Source organism: Streptomyces sp. CA189 (assembly GCF_056428985.1).
Genome location: NZ_JBWJVM010000005.1, coordinates 75,133 through 93,878, shown reverse-complemented (window position 1 = coordinate 93,878; position 18,746 = coordinate 75,133). Strand labels below are relative to the sequence as shown.

General features: G+C 69.0%; 13 protein-coding genes and 1 pseudogene. 6 read left to right on the top strand and 8 right to left on the bottom strand.

What is annotated here, in order from left to right:
- Window positions 1-164 precede the first annotated feature (164 nt).
- The 4 genes from AC061S_RS06290 (at window position 165) to AC061S_RS06275 (ending at window position 4,471) form a co-directional block, all read left to right on the top strand.
- A complete protein-coding gene (locus AC061S_RS06290; protein WP_478684839.1) occupies window positions 165-518 on the top strand; it encodes a PRC-barrel domain-containing protein in 354 nt (117 codons plus the stop codon).
- A 136-nt stretch (window positions 519-654) separates the two neighbouring features.
- Window positions 655-936 carry a hypothetical protein gene (locus AC061S_RS06285; RefSeq protein WP_478684838.1) on the top strand — a complete coding sequence of 94 codons (282 nt, stop codon included), beginning with the start codon at window positions 655-657 and terminating at the stop codon, window positions 934-936.
- A complete protein-coding gene (locus tag AC061S_RS06280; protein ID WP_478684837.1) occupies window positions 891-1,766 on the top strand; it encodes a hypothetical protein in 876 nt (291 codons plus the stop codon). The genes AC061S_RS06285 and AC061S_RS06280 overlap by 46 nt, the downstream gene beginning before the upstream one ends.
- Before the next feature lie 320 nt (window positions 1,767-2,086).
- Window positions 2,087-4,471, top strand: a complete 2,385-nt coding sequence (locus AC061S_RS06275) for a proprotein convertase P-domain-containing protein (RefSeq protein ID WP_478684836.1) — start codon at window positions 2,087-2,089, stop codon at window positions 4,469-4,471.
- A gap of 551 nt (window positions 4,472-5,022) precedes the next feature.
- Here AC061S_RS06275 and AC061S_RS06270 read toward each other — a convergent pair.
- The 3 genes and pseudogenes from AC061S_RS06270 to AC061S_RS06260 form a co-directional block, all read right to left on the bottom strand.
- Window positions 5,023-5,850, bottom strand: a complete 828-nt coding sequence (locus AC061S_RS06270; protein WP_478684835.1) for a hypothetical protein — start codon at window positions 5,848-5,850, stop codon at window positions 5,023-5,025.
- 117 nt (window positions 5,851-5,967) lie between these two features.
- Window positions 5,968-6,672, bottom strand: a pseudogene (locus AC061S_RS06265) (RHS repeat domain-containing protein); the annotation flags it as partial.
- A gap of 247 nt (window positions 6,673-6,919) precedes the next feature.
- The gene (locus AC061S_RS06260; protein WP_478684834.1) at window positions 6,920-7,207 is read right to left on the bottom strand and encodes a hypothetical protein; all 288 of its coding nucleotides are present in this window, start codon (window positions 7,205-7,207) and stop codon (window positions 6,920-6,922) included.
- A gap of 459 nt (window positions 7,208-7,666) precedes the next feature.
- On the opposite strand from AC061S_RS06260, the gene AC061S_RS06255 reads away from it, so the two are divergent.
- Window positions 7,667-9,457, top strand: coding sequence for a toxin glutamine deamidase domain-containing protein (locus AC061S_RS06255; protein WP_478684833.1), 1,791 nt, complete (start codon window positions 7,667-7,669; stop codon window positions 9,455-9,457).
- Window positions 9,458-9,907: 450 nt separating this feature from the next.
- Window positions 9,908-10,867: a hypothetical protein gene (locus tag AC061S_RS06250; RefSeq protein ID WP_478684832.1), complete on the top strand. Its 960-nt coding sequence runs from the start codon at window positions 9,908-9,910 to the stop codon at window positions 10,865-10,867.
- Between the two features lie 1,218 nt (window positions 10,868-12,085).
- On the opposite strand, the gene AC061S_RS06245 is transcribed toward AC061S_RS06250, so the two are convergent.
- The 5 genes from AC061S_RS06245 to AC061S_RS06225 form a co-directional block, all read right to left on the bottom strand.
- Window positions 12,086-12,685 carry a thymidine kinase gene (locus AC061S_RS06245; RefSeq protein ID WP_478684920.1) on the bottom strand — a complete coding sequence of 200 codons (600 nt, stop codon included), beginning with the start codon at window positions 12,683-12,685 and terminating at the stop codon, window positions 12,086-12,088.
- Window positions 12,686-12,815: 130 nt separating this feature from the next.
- The gene (locus AC061S_RS06240) at window positions 12,816-13,085 is read right to left on the bottom strand and encodes a hypothetical protein (protein WP_478684831.1); all 270 of its coding nucleotides are present in this window, start codon (window positions 13,083-13,085) and stop codon (window positions 12,816-12,818) included.
- Window positions 13,082-17,746, bottom strand: coding sequence for a putative T7SS-secreted protein (locus AC061S_RS06235; protein ID WP_478684830.1), 4,665 nt, complete (start codon window positions 17,744-17,746; stop codon window positions 13,082-13,084). Before AC061S_RS06235 ends, AC061S_RS06240 begins: the two co-directional genes overlap by 4 nt.
- The gene (locus AC061S_RS06230; protein WP_478684829.1) at window positions 17,746-18,309 is read right to left on the bottom strand and encodes a hypothetical protein; all 564 of its coding nucleotides are present in this window, start codon (window positions 18,307-18,309) and stop codon (window positions 17,746-17,748) included. Before AC061S_RS06230 ends, AC061S_RS06235 begins: the two co-directional genes overlap by 1 nt.
- Window positions 18,309-18,719 (bottom strand): hypothetical protein, encoded by a 411-nt coding sequence (locus AC061S_RS06225; RefSeq protein WP_478684828.1) that lies wholly within the window; start codon window positions 18,717-18,719, stop codon window positions 18,309-18,311. The genes AC061S_RS06230 and AC061S_RS06225 overlap by 1 nt, the downstream gene beginning before the upstream one ends.
- Window positions 18,720-18,746 lie beyond the last annotated feature (27 nt).

Here is an 18,746-nt window from a genome sequence, read left to right as displayed (position 1 = left end):
GACCAGACATGTCGTGCGCCTACCCGGGCCCGGCGCGCGCATTCCACCATCGGGGACCACTGCGCCTTACAGGGGAGCCGTCGGAGCGCCGCCCGCTCCCCCGCACCGGATGCGGGTCATGGTGAACAGCCTGGACAGCGACAGCAGCGAACGAGGAGACGGCCATGGCGGACGAGGGCATCTGGGGTTACCGCGCCGATTGCGGCTACGAGACCGGAATCGACTTGATCGGATTCAAGGTCGAGGCGACCGACGGAAGCATCGGAAAGGTCGATGAGCACACGGACGAGGCCGGAGCCGGCTACCTCGTCGTCGACACCGGCGTATGGATCTTCGGCAAGCACGTGCTGCTCCCCGCCAGCACCATCCAGCGCGTCGACCGCGCCGACGAGACGGTCTACGTCGGCCGCACGAAGGACCAGATCAAGGACGCTCCCGAGTTCGAGCGGCAGAAGCAGCCCCGGGACCCGAGCTACCTGGAGCAGTTCGCCAAGTACTACGGCATGCCGCACATGTGAGTCACCACGGCGCGGACTTCGGCACGCGCCACCACCAGACGTGGGCCTGCGGCGCCCGGCCGCGCCCGGTGCGCAGCCACGGGTCGAGCGCTCCCGTCACGTCCTGGTCGGTGGCGGCCGCGGACCGGGTGTCACCATGGCCCTGCTGCTTCCGCAGTCGGCCGTTGCCGAGGACGTCCCCTCCCCGGCGCTGGAGACCGGGGAGACCCAGCTGATCGGCCCGGGCATGTACCAGTCGGCCGACGACAGCTTCCAGATATCCGAGAACGACGTGTCGTACGGCCTGATGAGCCGTACCCACACGGTGGACGGGAGCGGGACGGGCGTCGCCCAGGCCCCCAGGACGCACCGGCCGCCCGCGCCGACCTCGGGGTGTTCGGTCCGAGCTGGGAGGCCGAGTTCGTCGGCGGCCAGCTGAACCGCACGCTGGTCTCCGGCTCCGGCTCGATCACCACCACCGACCTGGACACCGCCGAGTCCGTCCGCTACGACCTGACCGACTCGGTGGCCGGCGCCAACGGCGGCAGCATCAACACCGACAAGGCGGCCGACGGTTACACGCTGGTGGAGAACGTGCAGTGGGACGACATCGCGGGCGTGCTGAAGACCACGGTCACCGAGACGCTCACCATCGACCTCACCCAGGTCGCCTCCGGTGACGACGTGCCGCTGGACTCCTCCGGCAACCCGGTCCCGGCTGGTGACGGTGGTCGGCAACGCCGCGTTCAGGCAGACGACGGTCACCTACGACAGCACTGGACGCGTCTCCACCGTCAAGGACCCGGCGCATCCGACGTCCCCGCGCAGACGGTGAAGGTCAACTACACGACGGCCACCACCGCCTCCGGCCAGACCCTCGGCGATGTCTCAGGCCCGGACGGTGCGTCCTGGCAGCTGACCTACTGCGGTGACGCGGCCGCCCCGCAGTTGGTGGAGGCCACCGGGATCCGCCCGGAGGCCGGGCAGCACCGTGCAGGGCGCCCCAGCCTGGCCCAGGCGGACGGGATCGCCCCGGCCGCCGGGACAGGGCTACCGCTACTACCTGGACCGCAACAAGGGCATCGCCTAGACCATCCTGTACTACAACTCCTGCCCGGCGTACTTCTGGAAGAGCGCCTGCCGGTCCACCGCGTACACGTACTACACCGCGGTCTTCTACGGCGGCCACCCGAAGAACGGCGCCAACGCCACCTGATGGGCAGCGCGATCGCAGGGGGCAGGGCAGCTCAGTTCGACGCCGGAGGATAAACCTCGAGCTGAAGGCCGAGGTACAGCTGCCGGCAGTCGACGAACCGACCTTGACGGACGCGCCCGAGCGCACTCTGTCCTGTCGAGGACATGTCGCTCCCAGGACACCCAAGAACCCTGGAAGACCCCCCTCACCTGCGGCAACCTTGATCGAGCAGCCGACGCTGCTGCCCCGTCCCCGCCCCGGGGCCTGAGCACACGACCCCCGCCCCCTTGAACTTCCGGCCCTTAACCCGCGGGCCTCATTAGCGAGTTGCCCCCTCCCTCTTTTTTTGCCGCCGCGGCACCGCCCGCTCGGTGCCTACTACCTGGAGCCTGTCGTGAAGAGATCTGCTGTGGCCGTCGCGATGGCCGCGGGCCTCCTGCTCGGTGCACTACCGTCGGGCCTGTTGCCCCTGGTCGGGGCGCCGTCGGCGGCCGCCGACGAGGTCCCGGTGGACCCGGCACTGGAGTCCGGGACCGAGGGCGGCGGCACGGTCCGGGTGAACGTGGTGACCCAGACCCGCTCCGGCGTGGCCACCGCCGCCGCCGCGGGCGAGACAGAGGTGGCGTACGACCAGCTGCCGATGGTCACCCTCACGGTGAACCAGGCGGGACTCACCGAACTCCGCTCCAACCCGGACGTGGTGAGCGTGACGGAGGACGTCCCGGTCCCCCCGATGCTGGACGGCTCGACGGTCCGCATCGGCGCGGACAAGGCGTTCGCCGCCGGTGCCACCGGTGCGGGCACCGCGGTCGCGGTGATCGACACCGGTGTCGCGAAGAACCACCCCTTCCTGAGCGGCCGAGTGACGGCCGAGGCCTGCTTCTCGGTGAACGACGAGAGTTACGGCGCGACCAGCCTCTGCCCGAACGGCGAGGCCTCCCAGGAGGGCACCGGCAGCGCCGACGCCGACGCCGGCCGCTGCGCGGAACTGGGCGCGGCATGCTCGCACGGCACCCACGTGGCGGGCATAGCCGCCGGCAACGGGACCGGCCTGAGCGGCGCCCCCAAGCGCGGGGCGGCCCCGGGCGCGAACATCGTGGCGATGCAGGTGTTCTCCCGCTTCAACTCCGACGCCTACTGCGGCGCGGGCAACAGCCCCTGCGTGCTGAGCTTCACCAGCTCGCAGATCAAGGCGCTGGAGAAGGTGTACGCGCTGAAGCAGTCCGGCACGGACATCGTCGCGGCCAACATGTCGCTGGGCGCGGGCCGTTGGACCACAACCTGCAACACCGACCCCCGCAAGTCCGTGATCGACAGCCTGTACTCGGTGGGCGTGGCGACGGTGGTCGCGGCCGGCAACAACGGGTACGGCGAAGCGGTCAACGCCCCCGGCTGCGTCCCGTCGGCGGTGACGGTCGGCGCGACGACCAACGACGACCAGGTGGCCTCGTTCAGCAACCGCGGCCCGCTGCTGGACGTGATGGCACCCGGCGCGGCCGTGGTGTCCTCGGTCCCGGGCAGCGGCTACGCGGCGAAGAGCGGCACCTCGATGGCGGCCCCGCACGTGGCGGGGTCCCTGGCGGTGCTGCGCCAGAAGTACCCGGCACAGAGCATTGCGAACCTGGTGGCGATGCTGGGCACCACCGGAACGCCGATCACGTACACCGGGGCCGTCACCCCCCGGATCGACCTCGGCAAGGCCGTCGTCGGCACGGCCGCCCCGGAGCCGGAGCCGGCCGCCCGGCCGCGTCCCTCCCAGGTCTTCGACGACACCGACCGCCCCATCCCCGACCCGGGCACCGTGGAGGCCCCGCTGACCGTCACCGGGGTGCCCGGCAACGCGCCCAAGGCGCTCCGGGTCGAACTGGAGGGCACCCACCCCTGGCGCGGCGACCTCCAGATCGATTTGGTGGCCCCCGACGGGAAGCTGCACCACCTGAAGTCCGCCTCCGGCACCGAGGGGGCCGGCGCGCTCGGCGGCTTCACCGTCGACGCCTCCGCCTCCCCCGCCTCGGGCACCTGGAAGCTGCAGGTCCAGGACACCTCGGCCGGCTCCCAGGGCACCCTCCTCGGCTGGTCGCTGGACTTCCCCACGCCCTTCGCCATGACCGGCAACCTCAGCGTCCCGGACGGCGGCTCGGTCACCTCCGGCCTCACGGTGGCCGGCATCGGCGGCCAGGCCCCGGCCGCCCTCCAGGTCGCCGTGGACGTCACCCACGAATGGCGCGGCGACGTCCTGATCGACCTGCTCTCCCCGGACGGCCGGACCTACCCGCTGCGCTCGACCTCCACCCCTTCCACCGAGGACGGCGGGGTGCTCCGCGAGACCTACCGGGTGGACGCCTCCGCCTCGCCCGCGGACGGCACGTGGACGCTGAAGGTCTCCGACCCGTACACCGGCTCCGTCGGCACCCTCAACGCCTGGTCGATGACGTTCCCCGCGTACGAGGTGCAGACCCCGCACTCGGTCCCCGACCCGGGCACCATCGAGGTCCCGGTCACCGTCACCGGCATCGCGGGCAACGCGCCGAAGAACCTCCAGGTGTACCTGCACGCCACCCACACCTGGCGCGGTGACCTGGACGTCCACCTGGTCGCCCCGGACGGCAAGGAGTACCTGGTCAAGGACTCCGTGGAGGACGAGGGCGACGGCGTGATCCAGCAGGTCTACACGGTGGACGCCTCCGCCTCCCCGGCGAGCGGGGTGTGGAAGCTCCGGGTCGAGGACATCTCGGCCGGCTCCTCCGGGACGCTCGACCACTGGACCCTGAAGTTCTGACCGGTCCTGCCTGGACGGACCACTCTCCGAACCCGCTCCGAACCCGCTCCGAACCCAGTCCCGAATGCGCGGCCCCCGGCTTCTCCCGCTGGGGGCCGCACCCGTTTCCGCAGGTGGGAAGGGCAGGGAAAGAGGCCCGTTCGGCGCGCGGCGTCCCGTGCTGTCCCCATGCTCGCTCCTCCCACCGGGCCCCAGGGTGCGGGGTCGAAGGACGAACGTCTGCGGCGCCCGGCAGTGCGGAGTGACGCCCGTCGGCGGCCCGGATCCCGTTCCGTGGCGTCCGGCGCCGCCAGCACGCCGACAGGCCCCCGATCGCGAGCGCGGCGTGGGACGGCGCCGAGCGTCAGCCTGGCACCGCTCCGTCCGGTTTCACCACGGTGCGGACTTCGGCACGCGCCACCACCAGACATGGGACTGCGGCGCCCGGCCCTGCCCGCTGCGCAGCCACATCGAGCGGTCCCGCCACGTCCTGCCGTCGAGGTAGGCCGCGCGACTCCGCGGTGGACACCGCCCACCCACGCCCCTCTCCGGGCCCGGGAGGCTACCGCGTTTCAGTTCCCGCTTCGGCCGGTTCCCTGGTTTCGGAAGGCGTCCCGGGCGGCGAGCACCGCGGACTTGAGCCCGGCGTCGTCGAGGTCCCCGGGCTCGGCGAACCCGGGATCGACCTCGTAGTCCTCAAGGATCATGAACACCTGGTCGAAGAGGGCGCCAAGCGCCCCCTGGAGCCGTTCGCCGTTCGCCTGGGACGCACGACGGGCTTCCCACCAGCCGGCTGCGAAGTCCCCTGCCGCGCAGATCCCTTCGGCGAACGCATCGAGCAGCGCCAGCTGCCGTGCCGCGGCGCTCTGCGGGTCGACATCCTCGGGTCGGGCCCACGCCCGGTGCACGGGGCCGTACGCGGCTGCCACGGCCGGCAGCACGGGATGGCGGTCCGCCAGGGCACGCGCATGACGGCCGAAGCCCGCGCGTGCCGCGTCGACCCCTTCCCCGACCGCCGCAGCCATGAACGCGGCCGTTCCCGCGATCAGCGCGTAGCCCGGTACGGGGAAGAGGACGGCGCCTTGCAGGCCGGGCGCGCACAGCAGGAACGGCGGGCGGATGTCCATGCCCTCCGTGCCCGTGGCCGGCCGGGACCGCGTACAGGCGATCACCTCAGGGCCGTCGGCGAGGTCCGTGGCGAGGACGTACGGAGACCCGACCGCACGGCAGCCGGCCGCGATCCGGCGGCCCAGCGCCGCGTCGAGCCGGGTGCCCGCGGGCACCGGGGTCACCGATTTGCCGCGCAGCCAGGACGGGGCGAAGGTGCCGTCCCGGCCGAGCACGGCCCGCACGTCCGGTGCGCCGACGTGTTCCGAATCCCCGTGTTCCGAACCGGTCACCACAAATACCCTTTGTCGATGATTCCCTGGAACTGTTTGTCGCCCGGCTTCCAGGCCGACCAGAACGTACCATCAGCGATCTTCGTCCCGTCCGCCGTCATGTGGTCGCGCGCCCCTCGGACACGGGGCGAGCCCCAGCGGGTCGGTCCAGGAGTGCGGGTTCTCGACGTAGGTGGAGGGGTTGGGCGCGGGCCCCAGTCCCAGCGGTCGAGCGTGAGGTAGCGGGCCGTTTCGGGGTCGTAGTGCCGGAAGAGGTTGTAGTGGAGCCCGGTCTCGGGGTCGTAGTACCGGCCCGGGAAGCGGAGCGGAGTGTAGGTGGCGCTGTCGCGGGACCAGGCGGTGGTGCCCCACAGGGTGGACCGGCTGCGCCACGCGATGTCGCCGGATTCGTCGATCAGCTCGGTGGGAGTGCCGATCAGGTCCGTGGCGATGGCGAAGAAGCGGCGGTCGATCTCCTGCCGGCGGTCGTCGGCCGTGAGGATCCGCTCGCTGGGCCAGGGCGACGTCGCCGCGGTGGTCTCAGGTGAGGGCGACCGTGTGCGGGGCGTCCGGCTGGAGCGTGGTCTGTTCGCACAGGGTCATGCCGTCCCAGGTGAACAGCACTTCCTCGGCCACGCTCTCACTGTCGGCCGCCAGACGCTGTTTCGCGGTGCGGCGGCCGAGCGGATCGTAGCGGTACCTCCACCGTGTCCCGTCAGGGGTGGTCACGGAGGTGAGACGGTTCTCGGTGTCCCACGCATAGCGCCATGTGTCCCGCTTGCGGGAGAGACGGGTCTTCTGGCGGAGCGTGACCCGGCCCAGGGCGTCGTGCTCGAAACGGACGTGCGGGGAGAGGGCCCCCGACCGGGACGCGGCCGAGGTCATGTGCCTGCGGTGGTGTCGGCAGAGGACCTCGTAGCCGATCTCCTCCGCCGGGCGGTTCACGTCGTCGACGACCACCTGAGCGCCCTCCACGACCATCTCGCCGCCCACCATGCGGGCGTTGTGCGTCGCGCGGGCGCCACACCAGCACGGAGCCTCCACCTGGAAACGGCCGGCCCCCCGAGCTTGCCCTGGATCGGCGGTCCGGTCACCTCCGTTCCTGCACCGCCAGGTCTTCCTCGGCCCGCAGCGCCCCCGCACCGGACCCGACGAGGCAGACCTTCCCGTGGTGCATTTCGTCCAGCACCTCCCGGGGATGCCCGTACCACTCGATCTCCGCCAGTTCCACGGTTCCGCCCGCCGGAGAAGGCAGCCGGTAAAGCGTCCCGACGCGTGCGGAGCCGTGCAGGCTCCGCACCACGCACACGGCCCGTGAGGCATCTACGCTCTCGACCAAGACGATGAGGAGCCGGTGGGCGTCAGCCGCCATAGTCATGAGCCCTTCGAACGAATTCCGAGATCTGTTCCGGCGTCAGTTTAGGGACGTCGTACTCCAGCAGGGGTCCATGTCTGCCTGGTTGATCCGGCTGGGGACATGGACGTCCATGTCACGAGCAGCCGCGGACGGAATCTGCGCCGACGCACGGGCTGTGACCTCCGCCGGGGCCGGACCGCAGGGTGACATCCCGTACGTGGGCCGGATTCGCGCAGCGTCGTCGCCATTTCCTGCCACGGCGGGATCGGCCGCGTCTTCAACGCTGTGAACACTCCTCACGGAGTGGTCTTCCTGGATGGCCACACCGGGACGCTGGCCAGGTTGGAGACACTGAACGTCAGCGAAATCGCTCATGTCCCCTATCGCTAGCACGGTCAGGAACCAGAGAGATGCTCACGTTGAACGAGGCCGTGGAAGCGGCGCGCGCCCCTACCTTGTGCAGGCATTCGCCCACGAGCCGTGGGCAGTCGTCGTCCAGCCGCAGTTGAGCGAGGAACACGACCTGGCCTGGATCATCAGGTACGACACGCAGCAGAGCATCGACGCGATCGCCGAGGATGCCGGCACGAGGCTGTTCGCGTGTCAGGTGATCGAGCAGCCCGGATATCCACGGACCCCTATGCTGGCTGCTTCCGTGGTGGTGCCCAGGACCTTGGGGTGCCGTTCCACCCGGCGGCCGATGATCCTTGGGGCGATGCTGCGGCGTACACGCAGGACACGGTGGAGCGTGATCCGGAGAGGCAGGCGCTGCGACTGAACTCGCGTGGATGCGTGGTCACGGTGGCCGCTGCGATCGCGGGCCGGCCGTCGTCCCCGCTGCCATGGCAGCCGGCTCACGAGGCGCCGGGGTGGTGGCAGCTCCTGCTACGGCGCTACTTCCCGACGGCGGAGCAGTTGCGGTGTGCCAACTGGGACGAGGTGATCGCGCAGGCCGAGAAGTCCGGGCCCGGCACACAGGGTGTGGTGTGGGTGCGGCGGGCGATCCGCGGGACTGAGGTCAGTGGCCACCTCGTGTACGCGCACAACAACAACGGAACCGTGGTGTTCCTGGACGGGATGACGGGTGGTCTGGCGCGGCTGGATGCTGTCGGGCTGAGGGAGCTGGTCTTCGCCCGGGTGAAGACCGGGGTTCCCCGGACGGCCGGTGGCCTCGCGGCAGCCCGGATCAAGGGCGAGGAGTGGCTCAGGTCCACGTACACGGATCCCGTCCAACTGGTATCGCCCGATGCCGGGGACGAGACCCCACGCGGGTGGCTGTTCGCCTGCCAGACCACGGCCTCCCTGCGCAGCCAAGACTGGCGCCACTCGATGCTCGATGCCGCCGTGGTGGTGCCGAAGGGGCCCGAGGAGCCGTTCCTGCTGCCCAACTCCGCCCCTTGGGGATTCCTCGACGCCTGGAACCGGGGCGAGGCAACGGGTCCGACGCCCGCTTCCGGGGACGCCGACTGGTTCGCCGCGACGATGGCGAAGCTGGGCCCTGTCCTGGAGGTCAGCGAGTTCTCGGCTCTCACTGAGTCCGTACGGGCCCTCGCCGCACTACCGGCCGGCGGACGGGCGCTCGTGTGGGTGCGGCGCCAGGACGACCGCGGGCGCGAATCCACCGGCCTGCTCCTGACCGGGCTGCACACTCACGCCGGACATGTGGGCCTCGTGGACGGATCGGCGGAGCAGTCCGTGATCGCCACCCCCTCTGGGGTCAGAGCTACGAACCCCTCCCACACCTCGTCACCAAGAGTGAGACCAAGGCGCAGAGTGGTTCCAGGTACCGGCCCGAATGCCCTTCGTCGACCCGAGACATCCCCTGCTCGCAGGGAGTTCAGCCAGATCTGGAAGCGCTGCTGCTGCGGCCCGACAGCAGAGGGAACCGAGGGCTGGGCAGTGCGGGTGGCGGTACCGGTTGGACCCTGGGACCACTGGCGGGGCGGTAGCGAAACCCTCTGTCCGATGCTCCAGATCCAACGCTCCACTTCCGCATGTCGACCTCAACCGAATCCGTGCACGCGTGCCCCGATGTGTCCTTGGCCCAAACGCAGCCTTCCGCCGGCCGGTCCCCAGGACCAACAGGCTCCCGGCCGACATGTCCTTCGGAGCCGAGATCCGGCACGCATCCGCCCAACGCACACCCATGACCGACTTCCGAGCACGCAAGCAGTCTGCAAACAGAGCGGATCGACTGCGACTTCGGCAGGCCGGGGCTGCTGCCGACTGGATGACGTCGCCTCCCCCGTCACAGTTGCTTGCCGGTCCTGAACCCTGTCGGAGACAGCTGCCCAGGCTCGCACCGCGAGCAATCGCAGACGGCAGCCTCTCGCCTGCAAGCACACCGAGGAGTGTCCATGGTTGGCGCACGCGACCCCTCTGCTGCACGCCTCTAGACGATGAAACTGCTTGGTCATCGGCCACGCGGCCGACAGCCTGTCGACGCCCCGCCGGACCGGAACCAGCACCGCCGGCGGGGCGCCCTCGACCTGACACGTGGCCTCACGTTCAGGCGCCTTGAGCCATGGGAAAGTGCATGTTCCATCACAAACAGAAGGCACCCCGCCGAAGAATGAAGCATCCGCGTCAATGCGCGACAGGATCTGACTTCCGCTGCTACAGGATGCCACCGCTTCATAGCCTCTCGGAGAGAAGACGCGCAGTCGCGTCATCTACGGCCCCCATAGGACGCGACCGTACGCGCGGGAGAGGACAGCATCCATGGCAAGCGAAAGCGTCAAGACTCCGCCGGTTTACTCCGAGATCATCGAGGTGACACCAGCGAAGTGCGCAAGCTGGATGGAGAAGAGGACGTGTAATCGGGTCCCCCTTAAGCGTTCCAACGTCGACAAGTTCAAGAGCATTCTGCGTGGGGGGCAGTTCCGCACCACTCATCAAGGATTTGCACTCGACTGGCACGGTTGCCTCATCGACGGGCAGCATCGCGCCGCCGCGCTAATCGAGACCGACATGACGGTAACCGCGCAGGTCACGTACAACCTCGCCCCGGACACGTTCGCCGCCATCGACGGAGGCCGCGTCCGCACCGCGGGAGACTTCGTCGCCCAGATCACTCACATGAAGCAGAGCAACTCCAACGTCTACGGCGCCGCGTTGAAAATCCTTGCCAACCGTGCCGCCGGCCTCCACTGGACACGATGGACCAGCGGCCGACTCACGGCCGAGCAGCTGCAGGAGCTGGTACTGAAGTGGCCGGTCGAAGAGGATCGCATCCTACGCCTGGTCGGGAAGGGAAAGCAGTGCCACGCCAGCGCCACCGGCTTGGCCGTCGCCTACAAGATCATCACCGACGGGTGGACGGAGCAGGTTGCGGACCTGTTCTTCGACCGCATCGGTGACGCCAGTCGTGAGTTCGTCGGACGAGACCCCAGGGCCATGTACACGAACACCATGCTCAACGTAAATCGAGGGATCGTCAGCCGGGACAGTGTGCAGCAGTCCGCGCAGGCCATCAAGGCGTTCAATGCTCTCATCTCGGGAGAGTCCATCGGCACTCTGAAGAAGATGAAGATGAGCGGTGTAAAGGTCATCGCGGATCGGAGGACCGGCGAAGAGATTCACCAGGAGTACTTGGCGGACCGCTATCCGGAGGTCATCCCCGCCACAACCCAGGTCAGCGACAAGTGGATCGGGGGCGACAATACGCGGCTCTTCGAATAGCCGCGGATCCCCTGGGCCAGCGTGCCGGTCGAATGACAGTGGACGTGGAAGGCGGCCGGACGACGTCACATGGCCCTCATCTTCCCAGCCCTCTGTCGCATCCGGTCGCGTAGCTCTAGAGAGACGCACTCTCAGGTGAACTCTCTCTACCCTCCGATGTGCTTGCCCAACACTGCGGGGCCCAGGAGTGGTCAACGCCTCACTGACCGCCGATTGGGCAGCCTGAACCACCATTTCGCTGCCTACCGTACGGGCGTGCGGTTCGCACGGGCACGGCACTCGCACAGGGCCTGGACTTGTCCGCTGCCACGTCTACTCCTCACGGCTCCGGCGTCGGCAGAGCGGAACGATGGCGGCTGCAAGGGCTGTTGCCGAGGAGATTAGCTGCACCAGAAGGGCCGCTCTGTCTGTAGGCGCGAAGAGCACGAGGCCCGCGACCACCAGCACGACGAACAAGACACCTACAAGCGTCCTCCTACGCCACAGCGCGGACATGGCCATTCCATCGCGGGACTCTTCATTCGGCACTGTCTTCCTCTCCAGAACTAGGTTCGGAAGCCAGCCTCCCCCAATGCGGAAGGCGGTTGATCGAGCTGGACGCACTAAGGCGTCGAGTCACCAATTCATGCCGATACAAAGGTGAGTTGAGTGATCCTGAGCCATTGGATGCCGCGTGGTGCCAGGACCAACTCGGACGGAGCGCAATGCCGAAGATCATCTACATGCCGAGTGAAGCCGAGTTGCCACCGGGCGCTCGACGCCGGTTCTCCGCCCTTCTGTTCCACCTCTACCGAGACGCTGGGCGACCCCCATTGAGACTGGTCAGGGACGTCATTGCCCGACGAAACGACCTGGAGGGCACTGCGAGCCGCGAGACCGTCCGGAGGATGCTGCACGGGACGGTGCCAACTGACTGGCGCGCAGTGGAAGCAGTCCTTGCGGCCTTCTGTGATCTGGGAGACCTCGACCCCGAGGACGTCGTTGACATCGGCGATGGATATCACAAGTCGCTTCGTCCACACCTTCGCGAACTGTGGAATCAAGCCCTGGAGAATCCCGGACCAGACCCCACCGATGCGTGGGTTCAGCAGAGTGTCGGAGCGCGCCGCGCAGAGCTTGGGCCACCCCCGGACCCGTTCGACTAGAGCGCCACGCCCACCGGGGTGCTCCTCTGATCGGCCCGATCCAGCAGAGAGGAGCTCCCACCTCGCGACAGCGTCAGGCGTGGTTGACCGGGAGGACGTCCGGGGAGAGGGCGCCGGCGTGGGCCGCGGCCGAGGTCATGCGCTTGCGGTGGTGGCGGCGGCAGAGTACCTCGTAGCCGATCTCCTCCGCCGGGCGGTTCACGTCGCCGACGACGACCTGGGCGCCTTCGACCACCATTTCGCCGTCTATCGTTCGGGCGTTGTGCGTCGCGCGGGCGCCGCACCAGCACAGGGCCTCCACCTGGAGCTGTTCCAGGCGGTCCGCCAGCTCGATCAGGCGCTGGGAGCCGGGGAAGAGCTTCGTACGGAAGTCCGTGGTGATGCCGAAGGCGAAGACGTCCATGTCGAGGTCGTCCACGATCCGGGCCAGCTGGTCGATCTGGGCAGGAGCCAGGAACTGCGCCTCGTCCACGATCACGTAATCCGCCTTGCCGCCCGCCGAGAGCTGGGCGACCACGTACGCGTACAGGTCCATGCCCTCCGGTGCTTCCACCGCCTCCGTCACCAGGCCGAGGCGGGAGGACAGCTTGCCCTCGCCCGCGCGGTCGTCACGGGTGAAGATCACGCCCTGCAGGCCCCGCGCGTCGCGATTGTGGGCGATCTGGAGCGCCAGTGTCTTCTTTCTCGACCAACCACCAACTCACGCCTGTGTCACGCGCGACCGAGGCTGCCGGGCCCAGCGATCGGCGGCAGGCTCCCCAGTAGTCGTCGTCCTCCTCCGTGAGGGTGACACCGTTGCCGTGCTAGGCGTCGCCTCTCAGTCGCCGGGCGATGTCGATGTCGTTCTGGAGCGCGCTGAGACGGGGAAACGGCTCGCGGGTGGCGTCCAGCACACAGACGTGGAGCTTTTCGCCGGCGTGCAGCGGCGCCACGTTCTCGTCCCACCAGGACGGGTGCTTCACCTGGTCGACGAATCCGAATACGCCGTCGGATCCGTCCACTTCCACCTTTGCGCCCACGGGGGCGACCGCGACGACCGTCACGTCGAGTTCTTGGTGATCACGGAACCTCATTGGGGCCCTCCAAAGATTTCGACCCAGCTGCGGTTCTGGGTGAGCTCGTTGAACCGGTCGAGCCTGTCCACGGGGATCTCGAACTCGATGCGCGGCGCGCCGTTCGGCCCGTTCCTGTCGTGGACCTTCGCATGGTCGCCGAACTCTTCGAGGAATGACGGGTGCATTTCGTACTTGACCATTCCCTTGGCGAAGTTCGCTCCCGTCGGTCCGGCGTACTCCGCAGCCACGGCCCGTTCACCGAAGTAGATCTTGCCGTCCGAGATGATACCGCCACCGATGTCCACCCCGGGCTGGTGGTTGGCCGGGTTCGGCCCGTGGTCGAGCTCGTACTGGGCGTGGGCCCCCTTCGGCGTGCGGTAGATCGGGATGTAGTCCGGCGCCAGGCCCAGGTAGTCCGTCCACGCGTGCGGATTCGTCACGTAGGTGGAGGGGTTCGGCGCCGGGGTGAGGCCGAGGGGGTCCGGGGTGAGATAGCGGGCGTTCTCGGGGTCGTAGTGGCGGAAGTAGTTGTAATGGAGGCCGGTCTCAGGGTCGGCGTACTGACCCGGAAAGCGGAGAGCCGTATAGGCGGTGCTGTTCGCTGCCCACGTGGTGATGCCCCACAGCGTGGAACGGTTGTGCCACGCCACGTTGCCGGACTCGTCGATGAGCTCGGTGGGGGTGCCGACCAGGTCGGTGACGATCGCGAAGAACCGGGAGTCTATTTCTTCCCAGGATGCGTCGAGAATGCGTTCGGTTTGGGCTATCGGCCGGATGTCTTGGTGGTCCCACGTGATCGCGACCCGGTGAGGCAGATCACTCGAGCTACTGGTCTGCTCACACAGGGTGTTCCCGTCCCAGGTGAAGTCGATCCGCTCGGTGACGGTCCCATCGTCCTCGGCCAGGCGGAGCTTGGCCGTGCGGCGGCCGAGGGGGTCGTAGAGGTAGCGCCACACGGTGCCGTCCGGAGTGGTGGCGGATACGAGACGGTCCTCGACATCCCACTCGTAGCGCCAGACGTCCGGCTTGCGGGACGGACGCGTCTTGCGCCGCACGGTGACGCGGCCGAGCCCGTCGTGCTCGTAGCGCACGGCTCCCGCGCGGAGGATCCGGTTCTTCTCGTAAGTGCGCTCGCCGTTGGCCACATGGCCGGTGTGGTCCGTCTGCCATGACGCGAAGGTCTGGTTCCCGGCCTGGTCGTAGACGTAGCTCTCGGTCCAGTCGGCTGCCCGGACCGCGGTGACCCGCCCGGCAGCGTCGAGCTCGTATTCCTGCCGGCCCCTGCCGGCATCATCGACCGCGGTGAGGTGACCGTCCGCCCGGTAACTGTAGCAGCGGTGCCGCACGCGAGCCCCGGCCGGGCCGGTAACCGTCTGGGCCGTGAGGCGTCCCACGGGGTCGAAGACGTGGTCCAGGGCGAGGTCGTCGCCGACACGGCGCGTCACCTCACGTCCCGCGGCGTCGTACGTGAAGTCGAGAGAGCGGCCGGAGGCCGTCATGGTCGTGCGGCGGCCTGCGCCGTCGTAGCTCCACTTGGCCGTCGCACCGGTCGGCGTGGTGCGGCCGGTACGCCGGCCCAGCTCGTCGTAAACGTAGGTGAGGGCGCGTCCGTCGACGGTCTCCGACAGCAGGCGACCCTCGCGGTCGCGCAGCAGGGTGACGGTCGTTCCGTCGGGGCCCTGGGCGTGGGCGAGCTGGTCGGTGAGGTCGTAGGCGTAGGTGGTGACGTTGCCGTCAGCGTCCTTGCGAACGATCTGGTCGAGTGCGTTGCGCTCGAATGCGGTGGTCTGACCCAGTGCGTTCGTGCGGGAGACGAGGCTGCCGGTGGGCCCGTGGACGTAGGTGATCGTGCGGTCGTCGAAGTCGGTCTCGGACGTCAGGCGTCCTGCGGGGTCGTACGTGTAGTTCCAGGTCAGGCCCTGGGGGCTGGTCACCTCGGTGAGGCGCAGTTCTGCGTCGTGCCGGAAGGTGTAGCGGACGCCGTCAGGGCCCGTGCGGGCAGTGAGGACATCGAACTCGGTGTACTCGAACCGGGTGACCCCGCCGAGCCGGTCGGTGTGGCTGGTGCAGTTGCCCTCACCGTCCCAGGTCCAGCTCTCCATGGCGCCGTCCGCGTGGACGCGGCGGGCCGGCCTGCCCTCGACCGTCCACTCCAGGTGCGTGGTGGCGCCTGTCGGGTCGGTGACGGCGGTGGGTCGGCCGAAGGCGTCCCGCTCGAAGCGGGTGGTGGCACCGAGCGGATCGGTGACTTCGACGGGGAGGCCGACGCGGTCGCAGCGGATGGCGGTCGTGCTGCCCTGGGGGTCGGTGACCGAGGTGAGGCCGCCCGCCTCGTCGTAGGTGAAGCGGGTGGTCCTGTTGAACGAGTCGGTGGCCGAGATCCGGTTGCCGCGCCCGTCGTAGGCGTACCGGACCACATGGCCGTCGGCCCTTCTGACGTGGACGGGCTGGCCGAACTCGTTGTGGCGGGCCGTGCTCTCGCGCCCATCGGCGCGCGTCACGGAGACGAGGTTGCCGTCGTCGTCGTGGCGATAGGAGGTGGTGCGGCCGAGCGGATCCGTCTGTGCGAGCAAACGGTTGCGGCGGTCGCGCACGTAGCGCGTGGTGTTGTCGAGGGGATCGGTGTCGGCCACGATCTTGTACGTGTCGTCGACGAGGTACTGGCGAGTGTGCCCCTCACCCGTGACGGTCTCGGTCACGCGGTGGCCCGTTGCCTCGTCAACGGCGTCGTAGGCCAGGCGCAGCACCATGTGTCCCTCGCCGCCGCCCTCCGCGACGCAGCGGTTCTGCTCGTCGTAGGCGTAGGTGTAGGAGCGGTTGTTGGTGTCGGTCCAGGAGGTGATGCGGCCACGGTCGTCGTAGCTGAAGCGGAGCGGCAGGCCGGAGGAGTTGACGACCCCCGTGAGATGTCCGGCCGTGTAGCCGTAGGCGAGGATGCGCGGGCCGCCGTCGAGGTGGAGGGCGGTGATGCGGCCTTCGGCGGTCTCGAAGCGAAGGCGGTATCCGCCCGAGTGGGCTATGCCGAGTGGGGTGCCGTGAGCGTCGAACTCGAAGGTGACGAGGTTGCCGTTGCGGTCCTCCAGCTGGGCGATCGGCGCGATGCCGTCGCCGTCCGGGTCGCCGGCGGGCGGGGTGAAGCGGCGGACCTGCCCGGCGGCGGGGTCGGTGAGCGTCCAGTCGCCGTCCGGAGTGCGCTCGAGGGGGTGTCGGGGCGCGGAGGCGGACACCGGCATGACGGGGACGCCGGGGGCGGCATGCGGGTAGGCGACGATCAGGCCGTCCTCGGTGACGAGCACGACGCCCTCGGGGTCGACCTCCAGGTGCTGGTCGATCGTCGACGCCCAGGTCGGCCCGAACCAGCGGCCGAGGGTGTACCCCGATTCCGCGCGCCGGATGAAGGCCAGGGGCAGGGTGCCGGGCAGCACGATGTCGGTCTGCGGTAGGAACATCCGGCCAGTGGCCAGGTCGATCGGGTCGGTATTGTCGTACCGCTTTGCAACATCGGGCGTTTCGCTCACGTGCGGGCCGTCCGCGTCCAGGCCCCTGCGCCCTGGGCCGGTCGGGATGTCGTCGGCGAGCTTGGCGGCCGAGCCGACCTTCTTCAGGGCACCCAGGCCCTTGGAACCGATCAGCTCCGGGATCAGCTTGCCGATGCCCTCGGAGGGGTCCTTCATGAACTCGTCGAGCATCTTCTTGCCCGCGCCCATCGGGTCGTTGGCCAGCGTGACCAGACCCGCCGCCGTCGAGTTCAGGTTCGTCACGTACTCGGCCGGATGCGTCAGGTTGTACGGGTCCATCGGGTTCAGCGCCCGCGCGAAGTTCACGATCCCCGCCGTGCCCTTGATGACACCGCCCGCCAGGTGCGTCCCGGCGAGGTCCAGATAGTCCATGCCGTCGCCGAGCTGCTTCGCGTACGAGGGCTTCGGCGGAGCCGCGTCACGTGCGGCACGGACCGCCGTACGGACCGTCTCCGCGACGTCGTTGCGCTGCTTGCGGGCGCTGTCGAGCTTGTCCTGCGCGGCCGTGGCGAGCGAAGTCCCCGGGTCGGTGAAGTTCTCCGAAGGGCGCGGCGGCAACGGGTCCTGCTTCGCCTTCAGCGCCTCGTTGTAGGTGTCGACCAGCTTGTTGTGCGCGCCGCGGGCCTCGGTGGAGACCTTCTTCGCCCGGTTGTACTCCTCCAACGCCTCCTTGGCCTGCCCCTGCGCCCACTCCACGGTCTCCGCGAACCGGCCCATCGCGTCGGCGGCCTTCCCGAACGCCTCGGCCGCCTTGAACCAGCGCGGCGGCTCCTTCGCCACCGACTCCCGGAACGAATCAGCCGTCTTGCCCTTCAGGCCGTCCGGCTCCCCCATCCCCTTCAGCCCGTTGCCGACCTTGTCGAAGGAAGCCTTGAAGTCGTTCAGGTGGGAAACCTGCGCGCGGATCTTCGCCACACTGCCGTAGACCAGCTTGTTCGGGTCCTCGGTCTGACCGAGCTCCAGCTCCGCGACATCCGCGCCCAGTCGGTTGGCGGCCGAGCGGCTCTTGTCGCGGATCCAGTCCCCCGCACCGTCCAGACCGACGTCCTCCGCCAGACCGGCCGTCTTGTCACCGGCCCACTCGACGACATCACCGACGTCCTCGACCCGGTCCTCGGCCCAGCCCTCGACCCCGTCCGGAACGAAATCCCGCCACCCCATCAGTGACCGACCCCATCACGCTTCGCCTGCTCCAGCAGATCCTTCAACGAACCGATCCTGCCCGTGGAGGTGAGCTGGTCACCGGTGTCCGACCAGGTCTGCCGCATCTGCTCGTTGCCCTTCTCGAAGGACTCCGCGCTGTAATCAGGCTTGTAGACGTCCGCGGAGAAGATCTCTCCCCACGGCTTCTTCTCGATCTCGTCCTCACTGGCATGCGGATTGCCGTACGCCGCGTTCGCCACCACCCTGAACGTGCCGTGAAGGTACTGCTCCTCCTCCCACACCGAGCCCGCCGCGATCCCCAACGACTGGGCCAGCGTGCTCGCGTCCTGCACGAGACTGCGAACACCCCACTCCCAGCGCTCGCAGAAATCCTCGAAATCGGTGGCCAGCCCGGCGTGCCCGGCCTCCATCCCCGTCATCGCCAGGTTCTCGAAACCCGCACCCATCGACGCGCCGGCCGCGTCCCCCGACTCGCGCAGCTCCCCGATCGCCGCCCGCAGCCCGTCCCGGATGTTCTTGACCGCCGCCGGCGAAACCTCCAGGTCCCCGTTCCCCGCCATCAGGCAGCCTCCCCACGATCGCCGAGATCGACGGCGCTGCCCTCGGGAACGATCCCCGCAACGGGCGGGAAGAACATCGACCCGTCCCCGTCCCCGTCCGCGACGTTCACGGCCACACCGGCCGGGCGGTCCGCCATCGGAACCACCGCATCGACCAGCCGCGCGCCCAGCACCGAGAGGTACTCCCACTCCCGGCCGGACTCCCCGCGCGCCTCGGCGAACCGGGCCAGCGCTTCCTCATCGGTGAACGCGTAGATCCAGCGGACACCACCCGAAACCGCCGACATCAGACCACCATCTGGACCGTCGGCGAGCGGAACGAGCAGCACGGCACGGCGGAACTCCCCCACCAGGCGTGCCGGATTGCCCCGACCATCCCGTATCGCGACGATTTCTCCGGTCAGTTCCATGGCTCGTATCCCCTCCAGCGCCGGTCA